This window comes from Mesorhizobium sp. J18 (assembly GCF_007829525.1).
Classification (GTDB): domain Bacteria; phylum Pseudomonadota; class Alphaproteobacteria; order Rhizobiales; family Rhizobiaceae; genus VLJP01.
This window is the reverse complement of sequence record NZ_VLJP01000013.1, coordinates 13,936-35,790: the sequence shown is the minus strand read 5'-3', so window position 1 is coordinate 35,790 and position 21,855 is coordinate 13,936. Positions and strand designations below refer to the sequence as shown.

21 protein-coding genes and 1 pseudogene are annotated in these 21,855 nt (G+C 63.4%); 12 read left to right on the top strand and 10 right to left on the bottom strand.

The genetic code is table 11. From position 1 onward, the window contains the following. Window positions 1–4 precede the first annotated feature (4 nt). The 3 genes from L598_RS07400 (at window position 5) to L598_RS07390 (ending at window position 2,228) form a co-directional block, all read left to right on the top strand. Complete coding sequence (locus tag L598_RS07400; RefSeq protein ID WP_186444951.1) at window positions 5–373, top strand: DUF805 domain-containing protein; 369 nt, start codon at window positions 5–7, stop codon at window positions 371–373. A 67-nt stretch (window positions 374–440) separates the two neighbouring features. Then, window positions 441–1,628: a succinyl-diaminopimelate desuccinylase gene (gene dapE / locus L598_RS07395; RefSeq protein ID WP_144861333.1), complete on the top strand. Its 1,188-nt coding sequence runs from the start codon at window positions 441–443 to the stop codon at window positions 1,626–1,628. A 6-nt stretch (window positions 1,629–1,634) separates the two neighbouring features. Continuing rightward, window positions 1,635–2,228, top strand: a complete 594-nt coding sequence (locus tag L598_RS07390) for a transporter (RefSeq protein WP_144861332.1) — start codon at window positions 1,635–1,637, stop codon at window positions 2,226–2,228. Window positions 2,229–2,233: 5 nt separating this feature from the next. On the opposite strand, the gene L598_RS07385 is transcribed toward L598_RS07390, so the two are convergent. Further along, window positions 2,234–3,394 (bottom strand): MFS transporter, encoded by a 1,161-nt coding sequence (locus L598_RS07385; protein WP_144861331.1) that lies wholly within the window; start codon window positions 3,392–3,394, stop codon window positions 2,234–2,236. A gap of 48 nt (window positions 3,395–3,442) precedes the next feature. On the opposite strand from L598_RS07385, the gene L598_RS07380 reads away from it, so the two are divergent. After that, entirely contained in the window at window positions 3,443–3,982 is a 540-nt protein-coding gene (locus L598_RS07380) for an Lrp/AsnC family transcriptional regulator (protein WP_144861330.1), read from the top strand. Here L598_RS07380 and truA read toward each other — a convergent pair. Genes truA through def form a run of 4 tightly spaced genes read right to left on the bottom strand, consistent with a single transcriptional unit; the run spans window position 3,973 to window position 6,738 of the window. Further along, window positions 3,973–4,719 carry a tRNA pseudouridine(38-40) synthase TruA gene (gene truA / locus L598_RS07375; protein WP_144861329.1) on the bottom strand — a complete coding sequence of 249 codons (747 nt, stop codon included), beginning with the start codon at window positions 4,717–4,719 and terminating at the stop codon, window positions 3,973–3,975. The genes L598_RS07380 and truA overlap by 10 nt on opposite strands. Before the next feature lie 3 nt (window positions 4,720–4,722). Further along, complete coding sequence (locus tag L598_RS07370; protein WP_144861328.1) at window positions 4,723–5,226, bottom strand: N-acetyltransferase; 504 nt, start codon at window positions 5,224–5,226, stop codon at window positions 4,723–4,725. Further along, window positions 5,223–6,158, bottom strand: coding sequence for a methionyl-tRNA formyltransferase (gene fmt / locus L598_RS07365; RefSeq protein WP_144861327.1), 936 nt, complete (start codon window positions 6,156–6,158; stop codon window positions 5,223–5,225). The genes L598_RS07370 and fmt overlap by 4 nt, the downstream gene beginning before the upstream one ends. 49 nt (window positions 6,159–6,207) lie before the next feature. After that, the gene (def, locus tag L598_RS07360) at window positions 6,208–6,738 is read right to left on the bottom strand and encodes a peptide deformylase (protein WP_144861326.1); all 531 of its coding nucleotides are present in this window, start codon (window positions 6,736–6,738) and stop codon (window positions 6,208–6,210) included. A gap of 103 nt (window positions 6,739–6,841) precedes the next feature. Between def and rmuC the strand changes: the two genes are divergently transcribed. Then, entirely contained in the window at window positions 6,842–8,098 is a 1,257-nt protein-coding gene (rmuC, locus tag L598_RS07355) for a DNA recombination protein RmuC (protein ID WP_144861325.1), read from the top strand. 129 nt (window positions 8,099–8,227) lie between these two features. Here the strand turns inward: rmuC and hisG are convergent, their stop codons facing one another. From hisG to hisS, 3 genes are all read right to left on the bottom strand, one after another. Then, a complete protein-coding gene (hisG, locus tag L598_RS07350) occupies window positions 8,228–8,929 on the bottom strand; it encodes an ATP phosphoribosyltransferase (protein ID WP_144861324.1) in 702 nt (233 codons plus the stop codon). Next, entirely contained in the window at window positions 8,926–10,047 is a 1,122-nt protein-coding gene (locus L598_RS07345; protein WP_144861323.1) for an ATP phosphoribosyltransferase regulatory subunit, read from the bottom strand. The genes hisG and L598_RS07345 overlap by 4 nt, the downstream gene beginning before the upstream one ends. A 106-nt stretch (window positions 10,048–10,153) precedes the next feature. Then, a complete protein-coding gene (hisS, locus tag L598_RS07340) occupies window positions 10,154–11,617 on the bottom strand; it encodes a histidine--tRNA ligase (protein ID WP_144861322.1) in 1,464 nt (487 codons plus the stop codon). Between the two features lie 313 nt (window positions 11,618–11,930). On the opposite strand from hisS, the gene L598_RS07335 reads away from it, so the two are divergent. The 3 genes from L598_RS07335 to ileS all read left to right on the top strand — a co-directional run bounded on the left by L598_RS07335 (window position 11,931) and on the right by ileS (window position 17,162). Next, window positions 11,931–12,791, top strand: a complete 861-nt coding sequence (locus tag L598_RS07335) for a TIGR01459 family HAD-type hydrolase (protein ID WP_144861321.1) — start codon at window positions 11,931–11,933, stop codon at window positions 12,789–12,791. A gap of 14 nt (window positions 12,792–12,805) precedes the next feature. Continuing rightward, window positions 12,806–13,792 (top strand): bifunctional riboflavin kinase/FAD synthetase, encoded by a 987-nt coding sequence (locus L598_RS07330; RefSeq protein WP_144861320.1) that lies wholly within the window; start codon window positions 12,806–12,808, stop codon window positions 13,790–13,792. A 379-nt stretch (window positions 13,793–14,171) separates the two neighbouring features. Then, window positions 14,172–17,162, top strand: coding sequence for an isoleucine--tRNA ligase (ileS, locus tag L598_RS07325; protein ID WP_144861319.1), 2,991 nt, complete (start codon window positions 14,172–14,174; stop codon window positions 17,160–17,162). On the opposite strand, the gene L598_RS07320 is transcribed toward ileS, so the two are convergent. Further along, a complete protein-coding gene (locus L598_RS07320) occupies window positions 17,159–17,821 on the bottom strand; it encodes a Fe2+-dependent dioxygenase (RefSeq protein ID WP_144861318.1) in 663 nt (220 codons plus the stop codon). The genes ileS and L598_RS07320 overlap by 4 nt on opposite strands. 177 nt (window positions 17,822–17,998) lie before the next feature. On the opposite strand from L598_RS07320, the gene L598_RS07315 reads away from it, so the two are divergent. The 3 genes from L598_RS07315 to L598_RS07305 all read left to right on the top strand — a co-directional run bounded on the left by L598_RS07315 (window position 17,999) and on the right by L598_RS07305 (window position 21,097). Then, window positions 17,999–18,862: a hypothetical protein gene (locus L598_RS07315; RefSeq protein WP_144861317.1), complete on the top strand. Its 864-nt coding sequence runs from the start codon at window positions 17,999–18,001 to the stop codon at window positions 18,860–18,862. A gap of 12 nt (window positions 18,863–18,874) precedes the next feature. Beyond that, a complete protein-coding gene (locus L598_RS07310) occupies window positions 18,875–20,218 on the top strand; it encodes a cytochrome c peroxidase (RefSeq protein ID WP_144861316.1) in 1,344 nt (447 codons plus the stop codon). A 111-nt stretch (window positions 20,219–20,329) separates the two neighbouring features. Further along, a complete protein-coding gene (locus tag L598_RS07305) occupies window positions 20,330–21,097 on the top strand; it encodes a hypothetical protein (RefSeq protein WP_246658669.1) in 768 nt (255 codons plus the stop codon). A 41-nt stretch (window positions 21,098–21,138) separates the two neighbouring features. On the opposite strand, the gene L598_RS07300 is transcribed toward L598_RS07305, so the two are convergent. Next, entirely contained in the window at window positions 21,139–21,609 is a 471-nt protein-coding gene (locus tag L598_RS07300; RefSeq protein WP_246658668.1) for a nucleoside deaminase, read from the bottom strand. Window positions 21,610–21,671: 62 nt separating this feature from the next. Here L598_RS07300 and L598_RS21385 point away from each other — a divergent pair. Further along, window positions 21,672–21,855 (top strand): annotated as a pseudogene (locus L598_RS21385) (pseudouridylate synthase); the annotation flags it as partial.

Sequence of the window (21,855 nt, the reverse complement as noted above, 5' to 3'; positions counted from 1 at the left end):
AGCAGTGAACCAGCCATCCATATTCTGGCTCTTCTTCGGGCTGTCCGGCCGCATCAGCCGGGCGGCATTCCTGCTTGCCGGCCTCATGATGATGGTCGTGACGACCTTCGTCCTTTACCGGCTTTCGGTGGCGCAGGAGGTCGGGCGCGGGCTGGAGCTGTGGGAATCGATCTTCGGCATCGTCGTCTTTGTCTCGCTCTGGTGCCAGGCCGCGCTCGCCGTCAAGCGGCTGCATGACATAGGCCGTCAGGGCCTGTGGTCGGTGGTGATGTTCATCCCGCCCATCAATTTCTTCGCCTTCATCGCGCTTTGCCTGATACCGGGCGAAGAGGGATCGAACCAATACGGAGCGCAGACCAACACGCCGCAATGAGGCGAGAAGCGGGCGGACCGTTCTCATTGCGTGACAGACGGGTTTGCTTGGATTATCAATCCATTACATGAGCCTGCCCACCGACCCCGCCGCCAATCTCACCACGCTTGTCCGCTGCCCCTCGGTCACCCCCGACGAGGCAGGCGTGCTGTCGGCGCTGCAGGCCATGCTCGAGCCGATCGGCTGCGCGGTGGAACGCCCGGTCTTCCGGGAGGATGGCAGCGCTGACATCGAGAACCTTTATGCCCGCCTCGGCACCGAAGGCCCGCATCTGATGTTTGCCGGCCATACGGATGTCGTGCCGCCGGGCGACGATGCGGCTTGGACGCATCCTCCATTCGCTGCCGCAGTAGCCGATAGCCAGATGTATGGCCGGGGTACTGTCGATATGAAGGGAGGCATCGCCTGTTTCGTCGCTGCCCTTGCGCGGTATGTCGAGGCGAAGGGGACGCCGAAAGGCTCCGTCTCCTTCCTGATAACCGGCGACGAGGAGGGTCCCGCCGTCAACGGCACGGTCAAGCTGCTCGAATGGGCCGCCGCCAGAGGCGAGCGCTGGGACGCGTCGATCGTTGGCGAGCCGACCAATCCTGAAACACTGGGCGACATGATCAAGATCGGCCGCCGCGGTTCGCTGTCGGCGGTGCTCACCGTGACCGGCCGGCAGGGCCATGTGGCCTATCCTCATCTGGCCGACAATCCGGTGCCCGGTCTCCTGACCTTGCTGGATGCGCTTCTCGCTAGCCCCTTGGACAAGGGCAACGAACGTTTCCAGCCGAGCAATCTGGAAGTGACGAGCATTGATGTCGGCAATCCCGCGACCAATGTCATTCCGGCGAAGGCGACTGCGGCTTTCAACATCCGCTTCAACGATTGCTGGGATGTCGGGAGCCTGCAAGCGGAGATCATGGCGCGGCTCGATCGGGCCGCCGCGGACAAGCGCCTGCGGCCGGGCCGTGAGGAACCTGTCGCCTACGAGCTTTCATGGCGCGACCGTCCGAGCCCGGTCTTCCTGACGCGCGACGGGAAGCTGATCGGGACCCTGAGCGGATCGATCGAGGCGGTCACGGGCCGGAAGCCGCGGCTTTCCACCTCGGGCGGTACGTCGGATGCGCGATTCATCAAGGATTATTGCCCGGTGGTCGAATTCGGCCTTGTCGGCCAGACCATGCATATGGTGGACGAGCGCGTGCCGCTGGCGGATCTGGAAATGCTGACACGCATTTACCAGCGTTTCCTGGAAGACTGGTTCGGGTAACGGGAGATGCCGCCCGCCGAGGAAATCCAACGCTATCTTTCCGGCGCCTGGAGGCTGATGATGGGCCGGCAGGACGGGCTGCGCATGCTTGATCTCACGGTCGACGGCTTCTGGAATTCCTTCTTCGCCATCATCGTTGCCCTGCCGGCGCTGGTGGTTGGCTGGGTGGCGGTGGCCAATGACTCCTCACTCTTCGATCCGGGTTTTGCGGGCCGGCTGGCACTGGTCATCCGCCTCGCCATCATCGATCTCGGGGCCTGGGTCCTGCCCATCGCGGTGCTCGCCCTCGTCGCCAGGCCTGCCGGCATCGCCGACCGTTTCGTGCATTATGTGGTGGCGACGAACTGGGCCTCGGCGCTCACTTTGTGGATCATGTTGCCGCCGGCGCTGATCCGCCTCTTCTGGCCGGGCGCGACTGAACTGGTCACCTTGCTGTCTCTGGGCCTGTTTGTCGTGACGCTGGTGCTGTTGTGGCGGCTCACCAATGTTGCCATCGGCAAGGGACCGGCCATCGCTACGTCGGTGTTCTGCGGCATGTTCGTCGCCTCGCTCGTGGCGTTGTTCGTCCTGCAGACGCTGCTTGGCCTCTCCATGCAGTAGGGCTGCTATCTCCATGCCGCCGCAAGGGCCGCAGCCAGCGTCAATGCGGCCGCCAGACCTGTCAGCGCGGAGAAGCCGGACGTGGAATAGAGCGGGCCGAAGCCGAGCGTGCCTACGAAGACTGCCAGATAAGTCACGGCGCTGTTCAACCCCATGATGGTCCCGCGTTTTTCGGGATCGCTGGAGCCGAGGCGCATGATCAGCACATTGAGACCGAAATGGTTGGTGAGGCCCCAGGCGAAGAGCAGCGCCAGGAGCAGCGCGAAGCTGCCGGCCGAAAACATCATTGCAACATAGACGCCGGCGACAGCCGTGAAGGCGAAGGGCATGACACGCCGGGCGCCGAGCCGATCGACGATGTGGTCGAGGAAGGCGGCCCCGCCGAAGCCTGCTCCATAGGCGATTGCGGCAAGGCCGTTTGCCCTCACTGGGTGTCCGAGCCCGTTGACCAGATGGTCGCCGAGATAGCCGTAGACGCCGTAGAAAGCGGACATGAAGGCACCGCAGGCCAGAAGCAGCGGCACGACGCCCGGCACGGAAAGCCCGACCAGCGGCGAGGGAGCCGCATGGGCTGTGGGCCGGTCGCGATATCCGCCGCGCCACAGAGCCGCCAGGGCAGTGGCGGCAAGCATGGCGACGCCTCCATAGACAGCCCGCCAGCCGAGATGATCGGCCACGACTGTCGAGAGTGAGACGCCGGCGACGATGCTCAGCGTCCAGCCGGTCAGGACGACGCCGATGGTAGCGCTTTCGCGGCCCTGCGGCGCGATAGCGGCTGCATTGGAGTAGATCGCAGGAAGTGCAATGCCGGCGCAGAGACCCGCAGCGAATTGCATGACGACCAGAATTGCAAGGCCGGGCGCGACGGCGCTGCCTGCCAAGGCTGCGGCGAGCGCCGCAAAGGCGAGGCGCAGCATACACCATGCGCCCATGCGGTCTATATAGCGAGCCAGAAAGAGGGCGCTGAGCGCCGTGCCGAGGCCGAAAGCGGCCGAGGCCCACATGACCATCGGCAATGCCGCATCGAGAGAACGGGCGACCTTCGGCGCGATGGGCGCCAGCACCAGCGAGTTGGAGCCGATGACGCTGATGCAGCCGGTCAGAAGATAGGCTGCGGCAGGGATGGAGGAGGCATTCAGTGCTGTAGATTGAACAATTTTCGTCATATTGCTATGATGACAGAACAAGAAACGGCGACAACAGGAATTAGCCGAATGCAAGAAAAAACACATATGGTTCGGCGCGCACGCGGTTCGGATCGTGGAATCGATGATTTGGACCGAAAGCTGTTAGGCATTCTGACCAACGACGCCACGCTAAGCTATGCCGAGCTGGGCGATTGCATTGGCCTCTCGGCCCCGGCAGTACATGAACGGGTCAAGCGGCTGAAACGGTCGGGTATCATTCGGCGGACCGCAGCCTTGATCGATGCCGAGGCAGTCGGCAAACCATTGCTTGCCTTCGTTCATGTGGACACGCGAGGCTGGGGCAAGACCCCTGAGCTGATCGCTATCGGCGATCATCCGGAAGTCGAGGAAATCCATTCGGTTGCCGGCGACACCTGCATGCTTTTGAAGGTACGGGCGCATGATACCCATGCGCTGGAAGGGTTGCTCGCCCGCCTCTACGCCACGCCGGGAGTTGTCGCCACGCGCAGCTATGTCGTGCTTTCGACTTATCTGGAACGTCCGCCGCAGGCGGGCATCACCGGGGCGTGGCCGAAGCCGCACGTCCTGACGGAAGCTCAGGCATAGTCGACGCCGACCAGATAAAGCCCGCAGGCTGGCGCGACCGGGCCGCAGGCGGCGCGGTCCTTGGCCTCCAGCGCGGCTGTCACGTCATCGGCGTTCCACGCTCCTTCGCCCACCCGCTTCAAGGTGCCGACCATGGAGCGGACCTGATTGTGCAGGAAGGAGCGCGCATCGGTGCGGATCTCGATCAGCTCGCCGCTGCGCATCACCTCCAGCCGGTCCAGCGTCTTGACCGGGCTTTTCGACTGGCACTGCACCGAGCGGAAGGTGGTGAAGTCATGCGTACCGATCAGCCTTTGCGCGGCCATATGCATGGCTTCATGGTCTAACCTCTTTGCGACATGCCAGGCCCGTCCGGACTCCAGGGCAAGCGGCGGCCGGCGGTTGATGATCCGGTAGAGATAGTGCCGCCTTCTGGCCGAGAAGCGGGAATCGAAATCGTCCGTGACGCGCCCGGCATTGAGGATGGAGACCTTCTCTCCGGCCATCGTCAGATGCGCGTTGAGCGCGTCGCGCACGGTCTCCGCCGGCCAATTCTTTTCGAGATCGAAATGAGCCACCTGGCCGGTCGCATGCACGCCGGCATCGGTGCGCCCGGCTCCGCGCAGCACCACTTCCTGACTGCAGAAGCGCAGGATTGCCTGTTCGATCGCGGCCTGCACGGAATGCTGTCCCGCCTGACGTTGCCAGCCGGAATAGGGGCTCCCGTCATATTCGACGTCGATGCGGTAACGTGGCATGGATCACGAAAGGGCGGAAAAGGCGCGAGGGTAGACGAGCTGCCCCTCCAGCGGAGTATCATTCCAGGCCAAGGCCTGCAGCGCCTCGCCCTGATAGTTGCTGGCAAAGTCCCTGGCGCGCTCGTGGGTGTAGCCAAACTTGCCATAATAGTCCGGGTCGCCCAGCACGACCGACAGGTCCTCACCCTTCTGCTGCAGGCGCAGATGGGCCTCGTCGATCAGTGCCGTGCCGATGCCTTCGTCCTGATGGTCCGGATCGACAGCCAGCGGCGCCAGCGCCACGGCCGGTATCCGGTTCTCGTCTTTCACTACGAAGAGGCGGGAGAACAGGATATGGCCGCGTATCTCGCCGTCGCGTTCCGCCACCAGCGACAGCACCACATCGCCATCGGCGCGCAAGGCTTCGATCAGCAGCGCCTCGCCGGGATTGCCGAAGGCAGCTTCCACGACGCGCGCGATTGCGGCCTCGTCGCCGGGTTCCTCGGGGCGGATGATGACGGCGCTCATTGCAGCCTCGTCCCAACGGGAATCTTGGCGCCGGTCAGGAAATCCGCCGCCGTCATCGCCCTGCTGCCGGCACGCTGCAATTCGGTGACGCGAACGGCTCCTTCGGCGCAGGCAACCGTAAGCTCGCCGTTCAGTAGCTGACCGGCAGGGCCATTGCCTTCCACCACGGTTGAACGCAAAAGCTTCACGCGTTCGCTCTTGCCTGCGATCGGCATTTCGCACCATGCCCCCGGAAAGGGCGAAAGGCCCCTGATATGGTCATGGACGGTACGGGCAGGGCGGTTCCAGTCCACCCGCGTTTCCTCCTTGCTGATCTTGCTTGCATAAGTGACGCCCTCATCGGCCTGCGGCGTGAGCGACAGGTTACCGTGCTCCAGATCGTCGAGCGCGCGTACCATCAGGTCGGCGCCGACGAGCTTCAGGCGGTCGTGCAGTTCCGCTGCCGTCATGTCGGTCCCGATAGCGACTTCCTGCGTCAGCGCAACCGGGCCGGTATCGAGACCTTCGTCCATCTTCATGATCATCATGCCGGTCTTCTCGTCGCCTGCCATGATGGCGCGCTGTATCGGTGCGGCGCCGCGCCAGCGCGGCAAAAGCGAGGCATGTCCATTGAAGGCGCCAAGCCGTGTGCCGTCAAGGATCGGCTTGGGCAGAATAAGGCCGTAGGCGACAACGACGGCCACATCCGCGTCAAGCTCACGGAATGCGTTCTGCTCGGATTCCGGCCTGAGGGAAGCGGGCGTGCGGACGGGCAGGCGGAGACGTTCGGCCGCCTCATGGACCGGCGATTTCTTCAGTTCCAGCCCGCGTCGTCCTGCCGGCCGTGGCGGCTGGGTATAGACGGTAACGACCTCGTGGCCAGCCGCGGCGATTGCCTCGAGTGTGGGGACGGAGAATTCCGGCGTTCCCATGAAGACGACGCGTAACGGCATGCGATCCACTCCTCGGGAGCCGGTCGGATACGGAGATGCGGCTGTCGTTTTAGCCGACCAGCCGGTCCGGCGCCTTTTCACGCGCCAGCTTCTTGAAGCGTCTGACGACCATATCGCGCTTGAGCTTCGAAATATGATCGATAAACAGGACGCCGTTCAGGTGGTCGATCTCGTGCTGCAGGCAAGTGGCCATCAGCCCGTCTGCTTCGATCACCTGCTCCTTGCCCTCGCGGTCGATATAGTTGACCGTCACCTCGGCCGGACGCTCCACCTCGGCATAATATTCAGGAATGGAAAGACAGCCTTCCTCGTGAATGTTCAGCCCGTCCGAGCGCTTCACGATCTCCGGGTTGATGAAGATATGCGGCTCCTTGGGCTGCTCGTCCTTGGCGAGGTCGATCACCAGCATGCGCAACGGCACGCCGATCTGGATCGCAGCAAGGCCAATGCCCGGCGCGTCATACATGGTCTCGAACATATCGTCGGCAAGCCGCAGGAGGTCGTCGTCGACACGCTCCACCGGCTTGGAAACCTGGCGCAGGATGGGGTCGGGGAGAAGAACAAGGGGCCTGATCGTCATGCCTGTCACCTAATCATTTGACCATAAAGCGTCAACAGAGAATGGCATGGAATGTTCACGTTTTGATCTTATATTGACCAACCGAATCGGCTAGGCTGGCTTCATGAACGGTCTTCAGGAACTCTTCTCCGCGCCTCTTTTGCAACTCGGCGCCACCACGGTGACGCTTGGCGCTTTTGTCGTTTTCTCGGGGCTTTGCCTGTCTGCTGTGTTCGTCGTGATGCTTGCAATGCTGTGGCGCTCCAGCCGCGCGCGCGTCGAAGCCGAGGCGGAAGCGGCCTTGCGCGCCCGCGAGGCGGAGGCGCGGCTTACCGAGATAACCCGCGCGCAGGCCGAGATGCAGGGCCGGATGGGCACGCTGGCCGAGATATTTTCCTCGCGCCAGTCGGAGTTGAACAAGGCAATCAGCGAGCGGCTGGACGGCATGACCTCGCGGCTCGGCCATTCCATCACCGAGCAGACGAAGTCGACGCATGAGAATCTTGCCAAGCTCCAGGAGCGGCTTGCCGTCATCGATACGGCGCAGAACAATATCCAGTCGCTTGCCGGCCAGGTGGTGCAACTGCAGCAGATCCTTGCCAACAAGCAGACGCGTGGCGCCTTCGGCCAGTCCCGCATGGAGGCGATCATTGCCGACGGATTGCCGCCTTCGGCTTATGAGTTCCAGGCGACCCTGTCGAACAACAGCCGGCCGGATTGCCTGATAAAGATGCCCAACGGCGCGCCGGGTCTCGTCATCGACGCCAAGTTTCCGCTGGAATCCTGGCATGCGATCCGCGCTGCGGAGGAGGAGGGTGGCGCGGAAGCGCAGAAACATGCGCAGCAGAATTTTCGCCGTGATGTCGAGGTGCATATCAAGGCGATCGCCGAAAAATACCTGATTTCCGGCGAGACGCAGGACACGGCTTTCATGTTCGTGCCGTCAGAATCGATCTTCGCCGAGATCCACGAGAATTTCGAGGCGCTGGTCCAGAAGGCGCATCGCGCCCGCGTGGTCATCGTCTCGCCTTCGCTCCTCATGCTGTCCATCCAGGTCATCCAGGCGGTTTTGAAGGATGCCCGCATGCGTGAGCAGGCGCATCTGATTCAGGGCGAGGTGGCGCGGCTGATGGAGGATGTATCGCGGCTGGACGACCGCGTGCGAAAGCTGCAGACTCATTTCTTGCAGGCCAACAAGGATATCGACCTGATCCTCACCTCGACCGACAAGGTGACCAAGCGCGGCGCCAAGATCGAGGCGCTGGAGCTCGGTGCGCTGGAGGGGAAGGCCGTGTCCGATGACGAGGCTGCGGAGGACGGCGGATCATCGACGAGCGTACGCGGCTCCGGCTCGTTGCGCCTGCGCGTGGTGGAGGAGTAGCGATCGCTTCCTAGTTTTCGCACCCCTCTTCCCTGCCATCCAACTGCTTCCATTTAAAGATGAACGGCTAGACAGGATTCCGTTTCGGTTTCGCTATCCGTTGCGGTCCCGACAAATGCAGCGCTCCGGTCAGCCGACCGCCTTTTCCAGCGCCTTCGCCATATCCGCGATCATTCCGGCGGCTTCCGCCGGCCTTTCCTTTCGCGAAGCGACCAGGCAGGCCTGCGACTTCAGGATGACGCCATCATCGAGCACCTTGAGGTGATTGGCCGCCAGCGTCGAGCCGGTCGAGGTGATGTCGACGATCACATCTGCCGATCCCGCCGCAGGCGCGCCTTCAGTGGCGCCGAGGCTCTCCACGATCCTGTAGACCTGGATGCCATGCTTCTGCGAGAAGAACTGCTGCGTCAGCCGCCAGTATTTCGTCGCGATGCGCAGCCTGCGCCCATGCCTCTGCCGGAAATCGGCCGCCACGTCGTCCAGATCGGCCATGGTTGCCACGTCGAACCAGACTTCCGGCACGGCGACCACGACATCTGCCTGGCCGAAGCCGAGCCGGGCGGCTATCTCGACGCGATTTTCCCAAGCAGGAATCGCCTCGCGCACGAGATCCTCGCCGGTTATGCCCAGATCGACCCCGCCATTGCCGAGTTCCCGCGCGATCTCCGAGGCCGACAGGAAGGCGACACGGATGTCAGGATGCCCCTCCATGCGGGCCCGGTAGCGCCGCTCGTCGCCGGGCTGTGTCACGGGATAGCCGGCGGCGGCAAGCCGCGCCAGGGCATCCTCCTTGAGGCGGCCCTTCGAGGGCAAAGCGAGCGTCAGTGTCATGCCGAACCCTCGCGAAGAGCCTCGATGCGGTCGAGCCAGACGGAGAAGCCGACCCCCGGGATTGGACTTTCCGCACCTAATAGCGTCAAGAGCCGGTCATATCTGCCACCGCCCACAAGGGGACGATCCAATCCAGGAGTGGATATTTCGAACACGAGACCGGTATAGTAATCTAGCGGCCGACCGAAAGCGGCGTCGTAATGTATGCCGTCGACCGGCAGGCCCTGCCGGCCGATCTCTTTCGCGCGGGCGATGAAATTGTCGAGTGCGGAACCCAGGCCTATGCCGGCGCCGGCGGCGAATTCGGCAAGGCGGCAGGGCGCCTGCTCGAGGGGCACGCGGATTGCCAGAAATTCCTTGAGCGCTGCAAAGGCGGTTTCGGGAAGCCGCACATTGGCAAGCTCGGCCTTTTCACGCAGCCGGCGGGCTATCTCCTCGGGGCTTCGCCCGGCCGAGGGCGAGATGCCCGTCGCTTTCATCTGTTTTGCTATGTGAGCGGCAAGCGGGCTGTCATCGCCGGCGTTAACCAGTCGGGCGAGGTCAGCCGGCAACTCGCCATTGGAGGCCGGATCGGCAAGGTCGGCGAGCGCGGTTTCCAGCATTTCCGGCGAGCCGAAGGCGCGCGCGAGCCGCTTCTGCCACCCGCGCGGCAGACCGAGGGCGGCAAGGACGGCCTCAAACACCGCCTGGTCTCCGAGGGTGATGTCCAGGATGTGCTGCGGCAGCACGCGAGCAAGCAAAGCATGAGCATCCGCGACGGAACGCGCGTCGGCAGCCGCCGTATCGGCCTCGCCAAGGTCCTCGATGCCGGCCTGGAAGAATTCGCTGCCGCCTTCGCGCCGCTGCCGGAAAACCTCTCCCAGATAGCCGTAGCGCCGCGGTGTCTCGGCATCCTTGGCGATATGGTCGAGGCAGACGGGGATGGTGAATTCCGGACGCAGACATAGGCTTTCGCCCGTTTCGCTTTCGGTGAGGAAGATGCGCCGGCGCAGATCCTCGCCGGCCATATCGAGAAAGGGATCGGCCGGCTGGATGATCGGCACGTCCACCTGCTCAACCTTCCGTTCGGCGAAGAGAGCCAGAATATCCGGCGCGAAATCGGGATAGCGGAGAGTCATTTTTGGGAAAGATGCAAAAGAGCACCCTCTTCTGGCCTGAAGGGGAGATGGCCGGCAGGCCAGAGGGGGGTAAAGCAGCACAAGCTGCCTCTTTCAGTAGGCATTGCTAGCGCCCGATTTCCCGCGCCCGGTCCTCTGCCTGGGCGGCAAGAACGGCCTTCACCGTCTCAACCAGCTCGCTTTCGGGCACAGAAACCTGCGCCGGGCGGCTTTCGCGCCAGGTCCTGTTGTCCTCGATCTCCTTCGAAAGACGCTTGCCCTCGATCAGGTCCTTGATCTGTACCTCGCCGGCCGCGCGCTCGTCGCCGCCCTGGATGACGACGCAAGGCGCGTCGCGCCGGTCGGCATATTTCATTTGCGCCTTCATGCCGGCGCCGCCGAGATACATCTCGGCGCGGATGCCCGCCCGGCGGAGATCGGAAACCATCTTCTGGTAGCGGCCCAGGCTTTCAGTGTCCTTGTCCATGACAAGCACGACGACTGGTGCGACGGTGTCCGATGCGTCGAGCGTGCCGAGGTTCTTCAAGGCCGTCATCAGGCGCGAAACGCCGATGGAGAAACCAGTCGCCGGCACTGGCTCGCCGCGGAAGCGCGAGACGAGCCCGTCATAACGCCCGCCGCCTCCGACGGAACCGAAGCGCACCACCAGGCCTTCCTCGTTGGGAATCTCGGCCAGAAGCTCGGCCTCGAAGACCGGGCCGGTATAATATTCGAGGCCGCGAACCACCGAGGGGTCGATCTTCACGCGGCCATCGTCATAACCGGCAGCGGCGCAGAGAGCGCGTATCTGCTCCAGTTCCGCCACACCTTCATTGTCCTCAATCGCGCCGGTTTCGATATAGGCCAGCACCTTTTCGATTGCCGCCTCATCCAGCTCCGCGCCTTTGGTGAAGTCGCCGCTCTCGTCCAGCCGGCCCTTGCCGAGAAGCTGCCGCACGCCTTCAGGCCCGAATTTGTCCAGCTTGTCGATGGCGCGCAGCACGGTCAGCCGCCGCCCGGCATTCGCCTCGCCGCCCAGCCCGATGGCCTCCAGCACACCGTCGAGCACCTTGCGGTTGTTGACGCGGATGACATAGTCGCCGCGAGCGATGCCGAGCGCTTCCATCACGTCAGCCATCATCATGCACATCTCGGCATCCGCTGCCACGCCAGGCGTGCCGACGGTGTCGGCGTCGAACTGCATGAACTGGCGGAAGCGACCCGGCCCAGGCTTCTCGTTGCGGAAGACCCAGCCGGCGCGGTAGCTGCGATAGGGCTTCGGAAGGCGCTCGAAATTCTCCGCCACGAAGCGGGCGAGCGGTGCAGTCAGGTCGTAGCGCAGCGAGAGCCACTGCTCGTCGTCGTCCTGGAATGAGAAGACGCCCTCGTTCGGCCGGTCCTGGTCCGGCAGGAACTTGCCCAGCGCGTCGGTATATTCGATCAGCGGCGTCTCGACCGGCTCGAAGCCGTAAAGCTCGTAGACCTTGCGGATTTTCGCCATCATCTCGTCGACGGCGCGCAAGTCGGCCGGGTCGCGGTCAATGAAGCCGCGCGGCAGCCGTGCCTTCACCTTGTCCGCCTTGTCAGCCATTTCGAAAATCCGTCCGTGCGATGAAAATCCCGCCCTGTTGCGCGGGCGCGGCTGTCCTAGCCGATAAGGTCAGAAGCGGCAAGGGCGACGGTGAGCGTCTCGCGGTTGACCCGGACGCGGCCGCCCCTCTGCGCATTCCCGGATATGTCAGGCCTTCGGCATCTCTTCCCCCGCAAGCGGCCTTAACCATCGGCGCTTCCATGTCGCGCCCCTTGATGCGCGAAACCCCGTGACAGCCCGGGCGGCTTCCGCTAATCCCCGACTGCGCGACCTTGGCAGCACTCGATGCTCGCCTTTAATCCCGGGAGATACGATGCAGCAGACACCGGTCATGATCGACACGCTCGATGTGCTGACAGATCGCTATTCGGTCATTCTCTGCGATGTCTGGGGGGTCATGCACAACGGCCTGCATTCCTATCGCGAGGCCGCGGCGGCGCTGATCCGTGCCCGTGAACAAGGCAAGGCGGTGGTGCTGATTACCAACGCGCCTCGTCCGCACGGACCGGTGCAGGAGCAGTTGCGCATGCTGGATGTGCCTGACGAGGCCTGGGATCGTGTGGTGACTTCCGGCGACGTGACACGGGACCTGATCAGCAATGGGCCGCGCCGGGTGTTCCATCTCGGCCCCGAGCGCGACGTCACGATCTATGACGGGATCGATGTCGAGTTGGTGGAGGAATTCGAGGCCTCATCGGTGGTCTGCACCGGGCTGTTCGACGACCGCACCGAAACGCCGGAGGATTATGCTGAGATGCTGCAAAGGCTGCGCATGCGTGATCTTCCATTCATCTGCGCCAATCCGGATATCGTGGTCGAGCGCGGGGATGTCCTGATCTGGTGCGCCGGGGCGCTGGCACGCGACTACGGCCAGCTCGGCGGCCGGACCATGATCGCCGGCAAGCCCCACAGGCCGATCTACGACGCGGCATTGAAGGCGGCCGGCGAGGTACTGGGCCGCGAGGTCGGTCCCAAGGATGCGCTCGCCATCGGCGACGGTATGCTGACCGACGTGAAGGGTGCCGCCGGCATGGGTATCGATGTGCTTTATGTCACGGCCGGCATCCATTCCCGCGAATATGGCGAGCCCGACGCGCCCGATCCGGCGCTGCTCACGGCCTTCCTGGAACGGCATGGCTATGAGGTCGCCGCTGCCATTCCTCGCTTGCGATAGGAGCGACGGCGGCGATGAAGCGGTTCCAGCGCATCGGTGACCCGGCCCGTCTGCCTTCCAGTCTCAGGGGCAGCGTGGTCGCCATCGGTAATTTCGACGGCGTGCATCGCGGCCATCAGTCCGTGTTGCAGCCGGCGCTGGAGATCGCAGCGGAGAAGGATATCCCGGCGCTGGTGCTGACTTTCGAGCCGCATCCGCAGACCTTCTTCCGTCCGAATGTACCTCTTTTCCGCCTGACGCCAGCCTCCATGAAGGCGCGCCTCCTGGCCGAATTGGGCTTTGATGCAGTGATAGAGCAGCCTTTCACGCGCGACCTGGCATCGCATTCGCCCGATGCCTTCGTGGAAGAGGTGCTGGTGGACGGCCTCGGTGTCTCGCATGCGGTGACCGGCTACGATTTCCACTACGGCAAGGACAGGAAGGGTAATCCCGAAACGCTGGCCGTTTCCGGTGAACGGCATGGCTTCAAGGTCACCATGGCGGAAGCCTATGGCGATGAAGGCGGCGAGGTGATCTCCTCGACGCGCATCCGCGCCCTGCTTGGAGAAGGCCGCGTGGCCGAAGCCGCCGGCCTGCTCGGCTACCGCTTCACGGTCGAGGCGGAGGTGACGGGCGGCAAAAAACTCGGCCGCACCCTGGGTTATCCGACTGCCAATATGGCGCTGCCTGTCGAGACGGGTCTTCTCCACGGCATTTACGCAGTCCGCCTGCGCCGCGCCGACGGCAGTCTGCATGATGGGGTGGCGAGTTTCGGCCGACGCCCCACGGTGGACGTGGACGGCGTGCCGCTGCTGGAGACCTTCGTCTTCGATTTCTCCGACGACCTTTATGGCGAGACCTGCTCTGTCTCCATCTTCGGCTTGCTCCGCAAGGAAGAGAAGTTCGACGGGCTGGACGCGCTCGTCGCCCAGATGAAGCGGGACGAGGAGGAGGCGCGGGTCCTGCTTTCCGGTGTCCGGCCGCTGTCGGAGCTCGATCGTGCCCTCGCGTTTCAGGACTGAATGCCACGGCGTCATCCCGGACGCCGAAGCGCGGCGGAGGCTATCCGGGAGCCGTTCCGGAGCATGAACAATCACGGAATGGATACCGGCTCTCACTTTGTTCAGCCGGGATGACGATGCCCGGGAAACTTCAGCACTCGGCCGGGCCGATGGCACGCGATCGCCCCTTTATTATCGGCTCCGTCTCGGCTAAAAGCGCGAGCCATGACTGAGAGCAACGGTTTCATGCCGCTGGCCATACGAATTATCGGCCCGGCCTTCCGGGCGGCCTGAGCCGTCGGAAGGTCCGGGAGTTTCCGCGCGCCCGCCGCGCAAATCCGCTTCATGAGATTTGGCTTTGCCGGGCCATACGGCGCCGGCTCTCCCCGATGGCGAGACAATGACGAACACGTCCGAAAATATCGACTATTCCAAGACCCTCTACCTGCCGAAGACCGATTTCCCCATGCGGGCCGGGCTTCCCGAGAAGGAGCCGCAGCTTGTCGAACGCTGGCAGAAGCTCGGCCTCTACAAGCGCCTGCGCGAAAACGCCAAGGGCCGGCCGCTCTACGTGCTGCATGACGGCCCGCCCTATGCCAACGGCAACATCCATATCGGCCACGCGCTGAACAAGATCCTCAAGGACGTGATCACACGCTCCTTCCAGATGCGCGGCTACGATTCCAACTATGTTCCCGGCTGGGACTGTCATGGTCTGCCGATCGAATGGAAGATCGAGGAGCAGTATCGCGCCAAAGGCAAGAACAAGGACGAAGTGCCAGTCGTGGAATTCCGCAAGGAATGCCGTGAATTCGCCCAGCATTGGATCAATGTGCAGACTGCCGAGTTCAAGCGCCTCGGTGTCGAGGGTGATTTCGAGAACCCCTATACGACCATGGCCTTCCATGCCGAAGCACGGATCGCTGGCGAACTCCTGAAATTCGCCATGTCCGGCCAGCTTTATCGCGGCTCCAAGCCGGTGATGTGGTCCGTGGTCGAAAGGACGGCGCTCGCAGAAGCCGAGGTCGAGTATCAGGATTACGAGTCGGATACGATCTGGGTGAAATTCCCCGTTGCCTCAGGGCCGGATGGGCATGCCGGCGCTCATGTCGTCATTTGGACGACGACGCCCTGGACGATCCCCGGCAATCGTGCCGTTTCCTACTCGCCGCGCATCAAATATGGCCTTTACGAGGTCACGGTGGCCGAGAACGATTTCGGACCGCAGCCGGGCGAGAAGCTGATCTTCGCCGATGCGCTGGCAGAAGAATCCTTCGCCAAGGCCAAGCTGCAATACAACCGTTTGCGTGATGTTCCGGCAGATGAACTGGCGGCAATCACGCTGGCGCATCCGCTCAAGGGCCTTGGCGGCGGCTACGAATTCGCCGTTCCCATGCTCCCCGGCGACCACGTTACCGACGACGCTGGTACCGGCTTCGTCCACACTGCACCCGGCCACGGCCGCGAGGACTTCGATGCCTGGATGGATCATGCGAAGGAGCTAGAGGCGCGCGGCATCGATACGCGCATTCCGTTCACGGTCGATGATGCCGGTTATTTCACTGCCGACGCGCCGGGCTTCGGGCCGGATCGCGAGGGTGGTGCCGCGCGCGTCATCGACGACAACGGCAAGAAGGGCGATGCCAACAAGGCTGTGATCGAAGCGCTGATCGCCGTCGACAAGCTCTTTGCACGCGGCAGGCTCAAGCACTCCTACCCGCATTCCTGGCGCTCGAAGAAGCCGGTCATCTTCCGCAATACGCCGCAATGGTTCGTCCACATGGACAAGGAGCTGGGCGGCTATGGGCTTGGCGCTGATTCTACCTCCCCCTCTGATGGGGGAGGTCGCGCCGAAGGTGCGGGAGGGGGTGAAAAAACACCTGACACGCTGCGCACCCGCGCCCTGGCCGCCATCGACGCTACGCGCTTCGTGCCGGCGGCCGGCCAGACCCGCCTGCGCGCCATGATCGAGGAGCGCCCCGATTGGGTCCTCTCGCGCCAGCGTGCCTGGGGCGTGCCTATCTGCGTTTTCACCAACGATCAAGGCGAGGTGCTGAAGGACGAGGCGGTCAATGCCCGCATTCTCGAAGCCTTCGAGAAGGAAGGGGCGGACGCCTGGTTCGCCGAGGGCGCGCGCGAGCGCTTCCTTGGTTCGCGTGCCAACGAGCCGTGGCAGATGGTGACCGACATCCTCGATGTCTGGTTCGATTCCGGCTCGACGCATACCTTCACCTTGGAGGATCGGCCCGACCTTAAATGGCCGGCGGATGTCTATCTGGAAGGCTCAGACCAACATCGCGGCTGGTTCCATTCCTCGTTGCTGGAAAGCTGCGGCACCCGCGGCCGCGCGCCTTATGAGGCAGTCATTACCCATGGCTTCACCATGGACGAGGACGGCCGCAAGATGTCGAAGTCCCTCGGTAATGTGGTCGTGCCGCAGGATGTGATGAAGCAGTCGGGCGCCGACATCCTGCGTCTGTGGGTGATGACGACCGATTATTGGGAGGACCAGCGCCTCGGCAAGAACGTGCTGCAGACCAATATCGACGCCTACCGCAAGCTCCGGAACACGGTCCGCTGGATGCTCGGCACGCTCGCCCATGACGAGGGCGAGGAGGTGCTGCTGGACCAGATGCCGGAACTCGAGCGGCTGATGCTGCATCGGCTGGCAGAGCTCGATGATCTGGTGCGCAAGGGCTATGACGCCTTCGACTTCAAACGGATCACCAAGGCCCTGCTCGATTTCATGGTGGTCGATTTGTCCGCCTTCTATTTCGACGTGCGCAAGGATGCGCTTTACTGCGATGCACCCTCCAGCATGCGCCGCAAGGCTGCGATCCAGGTGGTGCGCCATCTCTTCGATGCGATCGTCAAATGGCTGGCGCCGATGCTGCCGTTCACCATGGAGGAGGCATGGCTGGATCGCCATCCGGAGGCTGTTTCGGTCCATCTGGAGCAGTTTCCGGCCATTCCTGCCGAATGGAGGGATGAGGCGCTGGCGGCGAAGTGGCGCAAGGTGCGTCAGGTGCGCCGGGTGGTCACCGGCGCGCTCGAGATCGAACGCAAGGAAAAGACGATCGGCTCCTCGCTGGAGGCGGCACCTGTCGTCCATGTCACCGATCCGGAGCTGCGCGCTGCTATCGCCGACCGCGACATGGCCGAGATCTGCATCACCAGTGGCATCACGATTTCGGCCGGGGAGCCGCCGGCCGATGCCTTCACGCTTGACGAGGTGAAGGGCGTGGCGGTCGTCTTCGCGCGGGCCAAAGGTCGGAAATGCGCCCGTTCCTGGCGCTACACCGACGATGTCGGCTCCGATCCGGAATATCCCGACGTCTCGGCGCGCGACGCCGCAGCTCTGCGAGAACTGGCGGCGCTGGGAAGGCTTTAATCTTCCGCCCAGCGGCGGACAAGATTCGCCTGCGCTTTGGAGACCAGATCGAAGGCAGGCGTTTTGCCGCCCGCTTCGAAAAGCATCTGGCGTGCATTGTCGAGATCGAACAGGATCTCGCGCGACGCCGGATCACGCACGAAGCTGCGCGCCCAGCCGACGGCGGCAAGCCTCTCTCCACGCGTCACCGGCTCGACGCGGTGCAGGGTGGTGGACGGATAGGCAACAAGGCTGCCCGCCGGCAGCCGCACGTCGTCCTCGCCGGCCGTGCTCTCGATCACCAGCGCGCCGCCGTCATAGGTCGTCTCGTCGGACAGGAAGAGCGTGAAGGAGACGTCGGTGCGTATCCCGCCCATGATCGCGTCGTCCACATGGCTGCCGTAAGTCATGCCTTCGCGATAGCGGCTGATGATCAGCGGCGTCAGCGCCTTGGGCCGGACGAAGCTGCGGAAGAGCGCGTTCTCCAGAAGCTTTGCCGAGAGCTTGCGCTTGAGCGCCTCCATCTCGGGCGAGCCGCGCCGGGCCTGTTCGTTCTTCTTGACCAAGCGCGCGTGCCAGCCGGCCGTTTCGCGCCCGTCGGCAAAGTCGGAGCGCGAAATCACGCCGCGCGCCTCCTCCACCTCCTCAGGCGACAGGACTTCCGGAATGATCAGATACATGGGCCGCTCTCCCGATTCTCCTTCAAAAACAAGAACTTCACTGTCCAGTTTTAGAAGGATTCCAAATTCCGATAGAAAAACAATAACTTAGTCCATAATCGTGCTGGACTCCTGACTTGCTAGCACGGTATGAAAAGGCCGTCGACAGGCTTGATGGACGCCACCGGAGGACATGAGATGAAAAAGCGCACGCGGATCTGGGTAGGTGTAGGAGCGAGCGTCCTGACCGGAGTGGGGCTTGGTGGAGCGCTGGATGCGCAGGCATCGCCTCCGGCTGCCGCAACCGCAGCATCGGCGCCGGCGCTTCATGGCCCCGCTGCTGATTCCCCCTCTGCTGATTCCCATGCCGGCCACGCCATTCGCCTGGCCCAGCATTCCATGGGCGGCGAAGGAGGTGAAGGTGGCGAGGGTGGAGAAGGCGGCGCCGCTTCCGATCCCGCGGCTGCTTTCCTGTCCAATATGGCGCTTATCCGCGGTCATCTTTCGGTCGGCAGCGAACTTGTCAAGGAAGGCATGTGGGATGAGGCGCTGGTCCATTTCCTGCATCCATCCATCGAGATTTATGCCGATGTCTCTGAAGCGATCGTCGAATACGGCATCGATCCTTTCGGTGACGAGCTTCTGATGCTGGCCTCTGCCGTCAAGAACAAGGATGAGAGTCAATTCCAACCGCGTCTCGACGAAGTCCAGAAGGCGCTGGACGGCGCCCTGGAAACGACCGGCGAGATGGACAATGCGACCAAGGTCGAGGCCTTGAAGGCGGTGCTGGCCACGGCTGCCGAGGAATACGAAGCCTCGCTGGAGGACGGCAAGTTCGTACTGGTGGTGGAATATCAGGATTCACGCGGTTTCGTGATGGTGGCCGAGCAGATGCTTGCCGATATTGATCTTGACGAAGGGACGCGCAAGACGGTTGAAACCGCCCTGGAGGAGTTGAAAAAGGCATGGCCTGCGCCGGTCCCCCCAGATGCGCCCGTCATGGAACCGGGCGAGGTATTTGCGGCCGTCTCGCAGATCGAGCTGGCGCTACCAGCGGAATAGCCGAATGGCGTAATGGCCCATAAAATCGGTAGCTTGGGTAGCCCCGGCGGCCTCATGGCGGCTCTGGGGCTCTCTTTCCTTTTCGGGATGGCGCTTGCAGCCTCCGCCGATGCCGGAGGCTCGGCGCTCGACCGTCTCAAGGCCCTTTATGCCCGGCCGGACAGGATCCCGTTCCCGGTCGAAAATCCCTATTCGCCGGCAAAGGCCGAACTCGGCCGCCGCCTCTTCCACGATCCGGTCCTCTCCGGCAACGGAACGATGTCCTGCGCGAGCTGTCACCAGATCGAGTTGGGCTTTGAACAGGGCGTACCGCTGGGTACGGGCACCGCCGGCGAGGAACTCGATCGGCACACGCCGACGCTCTGGAACGTTGCCTGGGGCGAGACCTTCTTCTGGGACGGCCGGGCGCCGAGCCTCGAAGCCCAGGCCATGATGCCGATCCAAAGCAGGGTGGAGATGAACCAGTCGATGGACGTGGTGGTGTCGGACCTGAAGGCGGACGCGGATTATCGCGCCGCCTTCGCCAGGGCTTTTCCAGAGAACCCGGATGTCACCGCCGGAAGGATATTCGAGGCGCTCGCAACCTTCGAGCGCACGCTTGTTCCCGCTCCTGACCGTTTTGCCCGCTGGATCGATGGCGAGGAGGACGCGTTGGACGCCCCGGAGAAGCGCGGCTTCGTCCTTTTCAACGGCAAGGCGCGCTGTGCCCGCTGCCATGCCGGTTTCGCCTTCACGGACGGCGCCTTCCACGACATCGGTCTTGCCGATGAGGATGATCCTGGGCGCGGGGCTGTGATCGGTGTGGCCGAGGCCAGCCATGCCTTCAAGACGCCAACGCTGATCGATGTCGCCGACCGCGCGCCCTATATGCATGACGGCTCGCTGCCCGATCTCCAGGCGGTGCTGGACCATTACCAAAGCGGCATCGTGGCGCGGCCGACGCTGTCGCCCGATCTCCAGCCGATTACGCTTTCGGAGCAGGAAAGGAGCGATCTGATCGCATTTCTTGAGAGCCTCGACGTGTCCAACCCGATGGAGGAGAGGGAGATTGCCGTGCTTGCCGGTCCGCCGCTTCCGCCGGCTGCCGATGCGGAGCCGGTCGAGACGGACCGGATCGTGCAGCAGGATCTCGCTTTCATGCCCGGCAGGGTGATGGTCGAGGCCGGAGCCCCGGTTTCGGTTCTCAACGACGACACCCGGACGCATACCGTCGACGTCAACGATCCGAAGCTGAAATTTACCAGCGGCGCCAACAAACCGGGCGAGAAGGTCGAAATCATATTTCCGGAACCAGGGGATTACACCGTCGTCTGCTCCATTCATCCACGGATGCGATTGCACGTGGAAGCACGCTGACGCTGTTGCCGGACGGCCACTTTCGGTGATTGCTTCGGCCATACAGGTTCGATAAAACGCGCACAACGACCAGAACGCCTTGTTGTCGCCGGATTTTCCGAGGAATGGCATTTGAGGGCAATACAAGTGGAATTCCGCCACGGCGGTTCGAAGGGGATAGCTGTGAAGAGATTTGGCATTGGAGCGCATGAGCGCGGTCTGCGGTCTTTCCGTGCATCGGCCGCCCTTTGCGCGACATTGGCCGCTTCCGGCCTGCTCCTGGCGGGGTGCATGGGTGCGCCGACCTATGGCACCGGCACGCCCGCCGACCAACAGCTTCTGGAAGACCTTTCCGGGGCTCTGACCTTCTCCTCCGAGAAGAAGGAGCCGATCGACTATTCCCCGCGGCCCGGACTCGTGATGCCGGCTTCGACGACCGTGCTGCCGCCGCCGCAGGAGGATGTTGCGACGGTCGGGAATCCAGCCTGGCCGGAGTCCAACGAGCAGCGGCTGGCGCGCATCCGCGCCGAGGCGACTGCCAACCAGGACAACCCGAGCTACAGCAGCGGAGTTGATCCGGATATCATGAAAGCTGCCTCGCGAAGCAAGGCCCCGCCCCGCAGGCGCTGGAACGAAATCGCACCGATGAACGATACGGCCCGCACCCGTGAGGAATTCAACGAGCGGCTGGCCGAGCGTCAGCAGGGAAACCCGAACCAGCGCAAATATCTGAGCGAGCCGCCGCTGGTCTATCGCCAGCCGGCGTCCACCGCGCCGGTCGGCGACGTTGGCGAGGACGAATGGCGCAAGCAGAGGGAGGCCAAGCGTAACGCAAGGCGCAACCTGCCTGGCCGCGCACAGGAAAACCTGCCGCCGGAGCGGGATACCGTTCCCTACTGATCGCAGATCCTACGGAGTGACGTGTTTTTGCGGCGGGTAGGTCAATCCGTCCGCCGTTCGCGGAAAAACGCTTTAAGGATATCGCTGGCCTCGGTCTCGCACATGCCCGAATAGACCTCCGGCGCGTGATGGCATGTGGGCAAGGAAAAGAAGCGCGACCCGTTGACCACCGCGCCGCCTTTCTCGTCCTCCGCCCCGAAATAGAGCCGCCGCAGGCGCGCGAAGGAAATGGCTCCCGCACACATGGCGCAAGGTTCCAGCGTTACATAGAGATCGGCGCCCGTCAGTCTCTCGGCCGAGAGCGAGCGGCAGGCTTCACGGATGACCAGCATCTCGGCATGGGCGGTCGGGTCGCCGTACTCGCGGGTACGGTTGCCGGCACTGGCGAGGATTTTCCCGTCGAGCACGAGCACCGCGCCCACAGGCACTTCGCCGCGCTCTGCCGCCTGCCGGGCCTGCCGCAGGGCTTCGCCCATGAAGTCGGGGCGGCTGGCCTTTTGCCGGTCGCTCATATTTCCTCTCGAAAGCTGCACTGCTTCCTGATACCTAGCCGCCCCGAAAGGCAAAGGCCAGAATGAACGACAGACCCAAGAACAAGACCAGGAAACCGAAGCTCGGCATGCCGCCCGGCGACAACGATTCGGCGGCGCGGCCTGTCGCTGTTTCCGGCGAGCGCATAGCCAAGCGGCTTGCGCGGGCCGGCATCGCGTCGCGCCGCGACGCCGTCAACGGCAAGGTACTGAACTCGCCCGCCTTCA